The following is a 6,340-nucleotide window of genomic DNA, read 5'->3' on the forward strand; positions in this document are numbered from 1 at the left end:
AGCGCCTCCGCGGCCGCCTCGTCGCGGCCGGGCCGGCTCGCCAGCGCGCGGCCGAGCTGCGAGGCGGCGCCGGGCACGCCGGCGTCGGCCGCCTCGGCGAGCGGCGCGAGCGCTTCGTCCACGTGCCCCGCCGCGACCTGCGCGGCGCCGAGCGCGGCGAGGAACGCCGGATCGGTCGCCCCGCCGACCCGCGCCGCGGAGAGGATCGCCAGCGCCTCGTCCGGCGCGCCGTCGGCGGCGCGCGCCGCGGCGAGCGCGGCCGCGGCCTCGGGCTGCGTCGGCTCGGCGGCCAGCGCCTTCTTCAGCGCCGCCGCCCCTTCCGCGCGCAGGCCGAGCCGCACCAGCGCCGCGCCGCGCGCGGCGATCTCGGCCGGGGTGGCGTGCTTCTTCTCGGGGGCCGCGACGAGCGCGACCGCCTCGAGCGTTTCGGCGTCGGCGCTCGTCTCGTCGCCGAGCGCGAGACGCCCGGCCTCGGCCGCCTTGGCCGCGGCCTCGAACTTGAGCTGCCGCGCCAGCGCGGTCGCCTCGAGCGCCGCGGCGCGCGGCGCGGGGGCGCCCTTCTCGCGCGCCTTGCGGGCGCTCGCCTCGGCCGCCGCGGCGTCCCCCTTCGCGAGCTGCGCCTCGGCCAGCGCGCAGAGGAGCGAGGGGTCGTCGGGACGGGCCTTCAGCCCTTCGCCGAGCAGCGCGAGCGCCTCCTCCGGCGCCCCGGCGGCGAGCTGGCGGCGCGCCACCTCGAGGTAGGGCGGGACGAAGTCGGGGCGCGTCTTCACGGCCTGCCGGAAGGACTCCGCGGCGGCGTCCCAGCCGTCGAGCTGCTCGAGGATCACGCCGATGTGGAACAGCGCCGAGGAGGGGTCCTTGGCCAACTGCGCCGCGCGGACGAAGGCGGTCAGCGCCTCGCGCGGCTGGTCCTGCAGCAGCAGCGCGCGCCCCAGGCCGAAGTGCGCCGGGGCGAGCTTGGAGTCGAGCTTCAGCGCCTGCTCGAAGAGCGAGAGCGCGTCGGCGCCCTGGTCGGCGTCGAGGAGAAGCTGCCCCAAGAGCAGGAACGCGGCGAGGCGGCCGGAGAGGGCGACGCCGACGCCGGCGTCGAACTTCTCGCCGACGAACGTCGGGCGCGCCGCGAGCAGCGCCTTCCACGTCTCGCGCGCCGCGCGGTCGTTCCCCTGCTCGAGCAGGGCGAGGCCGCGCAGGAACGGCAGGAACGGATCCTCGTCCCCCGCGGCCTGCGCCGCGTCGGCGAGGGCCAGGACGTCGTCCCAGCGGGCGGAGAGGGCGTCCACGAGGGCGCGGCGGGAGATGTCCGCGGCGCCGCCGCGGGAGGGGACGGCGAGCGTCTTGGCGAGGACCTCGCGCGCCGCGTCGGGGCGGCCGGCGCGCAGCTCGACCAGCGCGCGCAGCGGATCGAGGTCCTGCTTCTCCGGCGCGAGCCGGCGGGCCTCGGCCAGCGCCGCGGCCGCCTCGTCGCACCGCCCCGCCTCGTAGAGCGCCTCGCCGAGGCTCTCGTGCGCGGCGAGGTGCTTCGGCGCGGCCTTGAGCGCGCGGCGGAAGGCGGCGATCTCGTCGTCGCGGCGGCCGACGTGGCCGTAGGCGACGGCGACGTTGCAGAGGATGTCCGGGTCCTCGGGCTCGAGCATCGCCGCCCGCTCGAGCGCCTCGACCGCCTCGGGGTACCAGCCGAGCCGGTCGCAGAGGGCGCCGAGGTTGTTGTACCCCTCGGCGTTCCACGGGTCGCGCTTCACCGCCTCGCGGTAGGCGGCGACGGCGCCCTCCGGCTTGCCCCCCTTGGCGAGGGCGATGCCGAGCCGGAACGGCGCCTCGTGCCCCTTCGGATCGACGAGCGAGAGGAGGCGGAAGACGCGCGCCGCGGCGTCCCAGTGCTTGGCGAGGGCGAGGTCCACGCCGAAGCTGTCGAGCGCCGCGGGGAGCGCGGGGTTGAGCTCGACGGCGTGGCCCCAGGCCTCGGTCGCCTCGGTCTCGGCGCCGAGCTCGGCGTGGACGAGGGCGAGGTTGAGCCAGGCGATCTCGTCCTTCGGCAGGCGGGCGACGACTTCCGCGTAGGCCAGCGCGGCCTCGGCGAGGCGACCGCGGACGAAGCAGAGGCGGGCGAGGCGCTGCTGCGCGTCGAGCCGCCCGCCGTCGCGGTCCACCGCGGCGCGGAACTTCTCGATCGCCTCCTCCTCGCGCCCCTGGCGTTCGAGGGCCACGGCGAGCGAGAAGAAGGTGTCGGCGTCGTCGGCCCCGAGCTTGAGCGCGCGGCGGTAGGCGCGTTCGGCCTCGGCCCAGCGCTCGCGGCGGAAGTGGATCAGGCCGAGCGAGGAGTAGGCGTCGGCGCTCTTCGGGGCGAGGGCGATCGCCTGCTCCAGCGCGGCCACGGCGTCGTCGTAGGCGCCGCTTTCGGCGAGGGCGAGGCCGAGCTCCGTCTTGAAGAGGGCCTGCGAGGGATCGAGCAGCGAGGCCTGGCGGAACGCGGCGACCGCCTCGGGCAGCCGGCCGAGCGAGAAGAGGGCCGTCCCCTTGAGCCCCCAGGCGTGGGCGTTCTCGGGGAAGTACTGCAGCTCGACCTCGAAGGCGGAGAGGGCTTCGGCCCAGCGCTCGCGGTCGGAGAGGAGCATGCCGAGGCGGGCGTTGACCCACGGGGCGGGCGGGCGGCCGGCGGCGGCGACGAGCAGGCGGTCGAGCGCCTCGGCGTCGCGCCCCTGCTCGAGGAGCAGGTAGCCGAGGCCGGCGTTGGCCTGCACGTGCGCGGGGTCGAGGGCCACGGAGCGGCGGAACCAGAACTCCGCGTCCTCTTGGGCGCCGGCGTCGCGGCGGGCGGCGGCGAGGCGCTGGCAGGCGCCGGCGTCCTCGGCGGCGAGCCGCAGCGCGGCGAACTGCGCCTCGCGCGATTCGTCGCGGCGGCCGCGGGCGGCGAGGAGCAGCCCCAGCTCGACGAGCGCGTCGAGCTGCTCGGGGCGCTCGCGGAGCGTCGCCGTCACCGCGGCTTCGGCCTCGTCGAGGCGGCCGAGCCGGGAGAGGGCGAGGCCGAGGGCCGCGCGGGCCTCGACGAACTTCGGATCGGCCTCGACGGCGCAGCGGAGGGCCTTCGCGGCCTCCTCGAGGTTGCCGTCGGTGGCGTGGCGCAGTCCTTGCCGATAGTGGAGTTCCGCGATTCCGCTCATTGGCTCATCCCATCCGCGTTGGGTCGCGCGGACCGTCATTATCGGACCAAAGGTCCCCCGTGCGACAATGGGGCGGGGCGCCGAAGGGGCGCCGAAGCCGAAAGAGAGCGAAACGATGTGGCGCGGAGGGCGCCGGCGAGGCGCTTCGCCGGCCGAGGGGACGGTCGCCGATCGGGGCGAGGACGGACGCGCGCCGGCCTTGCCGGGGGCTCGGCGCCCCGAGGCCGCGGGGGGCGGCGCGTCTGCAAGCGGTTCCGTTTCCAAGGGAGGCGACGCGCGCGCGAAGCGGCGGCGGCGCGTGGCGTTCGTCGCCGCGCTCTTCGCCGTCTCGCTGCTCGCCGCGGCCGTCGTGCCGCTCCTCGCCGTGCGCGACGCGCGGCGCGGCTGGCGGACCCTCGAGCCGGGGCTCGACTGGGGGCTGTTCCCGGTCGGCCGCACCCCGGCCTACGGCGACGGGCTGCTCCGCGTGCTGCGGGTCGATCTGACCAAGTTCGACCTGAAGCTGGTCATGGCCTCGGCGGTTCCGGAGAAGCCGCGGCTGTCGGTCGGCGAGTGGCGGCGGCGGGGGCGGTACGTCGCGGCGATCAACGGCGGGATGTTCCAGGAGGACCGCCTGACCAGCGTCGGGCTGATGAAGGCCCGCGGGCACGTCAACAACCCGCGCGTGAGCTCGCAGCGCGCCGTGCTGGCGTTCGACCGGCTGCGCGCGGAGGCGCCGCCGGCGCAGATCATCGACCGCGACGCGCAGCCGTTCGAGGATCTGGCGAGGGACTACGGCACGCTCGTGCAGAGCATCCGGATGGTCGCGCTCGACGGGCGCAACGTCTGGGAGCCGCAGGCCGACGCGGCGAGCGTGGCGGCGTTCGGCTTCGACCGCGCGGGGCGCGCGCTGTTCATCTTCTGCCAGTCGCCGGCGCCGGTGCACGACGTCGCCGACGCGCTGCGCCGGCTGCCGCTGGACTTGCGGAACGCGATGTACCTCGAGGGGGGGCCGACGGCGCAGTTCTCGCTGGAGGCCGGCGACCAGCAGCTCGACTTTTCGGGGCTGTACGAGTCGGGTTCCTTCGGGGAGGGCCGACGCGCCGACGCGGTTCCAATCCCGAACGTCATCGCCGTGCAGCGCCGCGTCCGGCGATGATCCGGATTTGGTGCGGACTGCACGCGCGTCTCGCGGGACGCGAAGGCCATGTCTTCGCTCTCTCAGAGCGGTCCACTCGCCGTGCGAGCGTCAAAAGGCGATCGGCGGAGGCGAGGAGAAGCGCTCCGGGGTCTGAGGAACCGTCTCGAGCACAGGATGCGCCGCCTCACATCCTTCGACAATGGCGCCGACCGCGCCACGCACTTCGAGCAGCTTCCGCTCGCGCTCGTCACGTTGCGCCTCAAACGACCAGGCGGGCGACCGCGCCCACACAGCGCGCGCTACGAGACGCTGCAGAGCTGCGCGACGCTCAGCGTCGCGCGGCGCGCCGCGCTCTTCCAGTGCTTCGCGCAGCTCCATCAGCGCATGCGGAAGGTCTCTGCTCGGATCGTCCAACAGACGCGGCCTAACGGTGCTTGCACCTTGGGACATCGCGTCGTCGCGAACGCCGGCCGCGATTGCGGCGCCCGCGCGGACAAGCGCCGACAACGTCCGGAGAACCGCCCGGCTGCGGTCATCAGCCGCAGCGACTCCCGAGCGACCGTCCGCCGCATCATCGACGCGAAGAGCCAGCGCGCGCAGCGCGGCCTCCGCCCTGTCCGGTGGCCCCGCGAGGCGCGCTTCCCACGCCAAGCCGGCCTGTGCCGCCGCGTACGCCTCTTCGAGCTCCAAGAGTCCTTCGCTCGATGCGCCGTCGCGCCGCACGTGTCGCGGAAGATCAACCACCGCGAGCGCGTCGCCCACGACATCGAGCAAGGCCTCGCCGCGCGCCGCGTCCACGACCTCTGGTCCTGGCGTCTCACGTCCGGCCTGTTCACGGCGCAGGAGCTTCGCCTCCGCAGCGAGGTGCAGAAGCTCCTCTTCCGCATCGCGACAGCTGTCCACCGACAGCGCGACGCCTGCGCCCCTCAACGCGACGGCTTCTCCCCCGAGCGACGATCGCGCCGCCGCTCCGCGGGCGCGTTCGGCTTCCGCTGCATTGATCTTCTCCCTGAGATCGAGGATCTGCGGTTCAAGTTCGGCTTCGCTCGCCATCACGCGCAGCCCGGCGTCCTGTTCCGCATGCAGCCTCTTGACCCGCGCATCCACCGCGGCTATCCGCTCACGATCATCTTCGATCCGACGATACGCGTCGGCCGCCGCGGAGCGCTGCGCCGACGCCTCGCGCTCCGCGTCGCGCGCCATGACCGCCAGATGCCGGCAGTAGATTCCGCACGCCGCGCACGGCCACGCCGCGACGATCCCGATGACGGCCAAGGCAGCCCGGCGATCCATCATCGTTTCTCTTCGGGGTGCGCCCGGTGCGCGGCGCGATACAAGTCGATCGTTCGCTGCGCGCGAACGAGCCGTCGCTCGGCTTCGCCCAACTCGGCGGCAAGATACTCCTGAGCGCCATCCTCGAACCGAAGTGCAAGGCACAGACGGGCGAGGGCATGCTCCGCCTCCGCAAATGCGTCTCGTCGTTGGCTCAGGCTCACCGACCTCGCGGAGCTTGCGGCATAGGGATCGAAGGCCGCCGCGAGAGCGGCCGCTTCGCCGAGGCGCCACATCGGTTGCCGCCCTTCGACATTCCGCCGCACGTCGTTCGACGCGGACGCGAGCTCTGCACCCCGTCCAAGTGCCGTCGCCGCGTTGTCCATCGCCTCGGAGACACGACGCGCAACCGTCATCGAGAGCGGCGCCGCGTTCCGCAGCTCCTCCGCCTTGCGCGCCGCATCACGCGCGAGCGCCGCGGCGTCCGCCAGCCTCTTGCGTCGTTCGGCGGGGGACGCCGTCTCCAGCTCGAACAGGAGATCGTGGATCGCATCGAAAGCCCGTCCGAACGCCTCGCGCCGTTCGTCCGGCAGCGACGCGCGCCGAAGGGCGTCCGCACCCGGCGCGGCGAGCTGCAGCAACTCCGCGCCGAATGTCCACGCGGCCTCGCACCGCACGTCGTCCAACACCGTCGCCCGGCGGTTCGGATCACCGCCCGCGACAGTGAGCCTGCGCATCTGATCTCGGAGTTCGGCGACCCGCCGCCGAAGCGCCGCCTCCTCCTTCTGCG

Annotated in this window: 4 protein-coding genes; 1 reads left to right on the forward strand and 3 read right to left on the reverse strand. The window is 74.6% G+C overall.

Going from position 1 to position 6,340, the window contains the following annotated elements; all coding sequences use genetic code 11:
• Nucleotides 1-3,158, reverse strand: a 3,158-nt coding sequence (locus LLG88_04140; GenBank protein ID MCE5246095.1) for a tetratricopeptide repeat protein, incomplete at its 3' end; no start/stop codon positions are given.
• A gap of 298 nt (nucleotides 3,159-3,456) precedes the next feature.
• Between LLG88_04140 and LLG88_04145 the strand changes: the two genes are divergently transcribed.
• Nucleotides 3,457-4,296, forward strand: coding sequence for a phosphodiester glycosidase family protein (locus LLG88_04145; GenBank protein MCE5246096.1), 840 nt, complete (start codon nucleotides 3,457-3,459; stop codon nucleotides 4,294-4,296).
• A 90-nt stretch (nucleotides 4,297-4,386) separates the two neighbouring features.
• Here the strand turns inward: LLG88_04145 and LLG88_04150 are convergent, their stop codons facing one another.
• Complete coding sequence (locus LLG88_04150; GenBank protein MCE5246097.1) at nucleotides 4,387-5,574, reverse strand: hypothetical protein; 1,188 nt, start codon at nucleotides 5,572-5,574, stop codon at nucleotides 4,387-4,389.
• Nucleotides 5,571-6,340, reverse strand: a 770-nt coding sequence (locus LLG88_04155) for a hypothetical protein (GenBank protein ID MCE5246098.1), incomplete at its 5' end; no start/stop codon positions are given. The genes LLG88_04150 and LLG88_04155, both read right to left, overlap by 4 nt.

The sequence above is a fragment of the bacterium genome, from assembly GCA_021372775.1.
In the GTDB taxonomy this organism is placed as follows: domain Bacteria; phylum Acidobacteriota; class Polarisedimenticolia; order J045; family J045; genus JAJFTU01.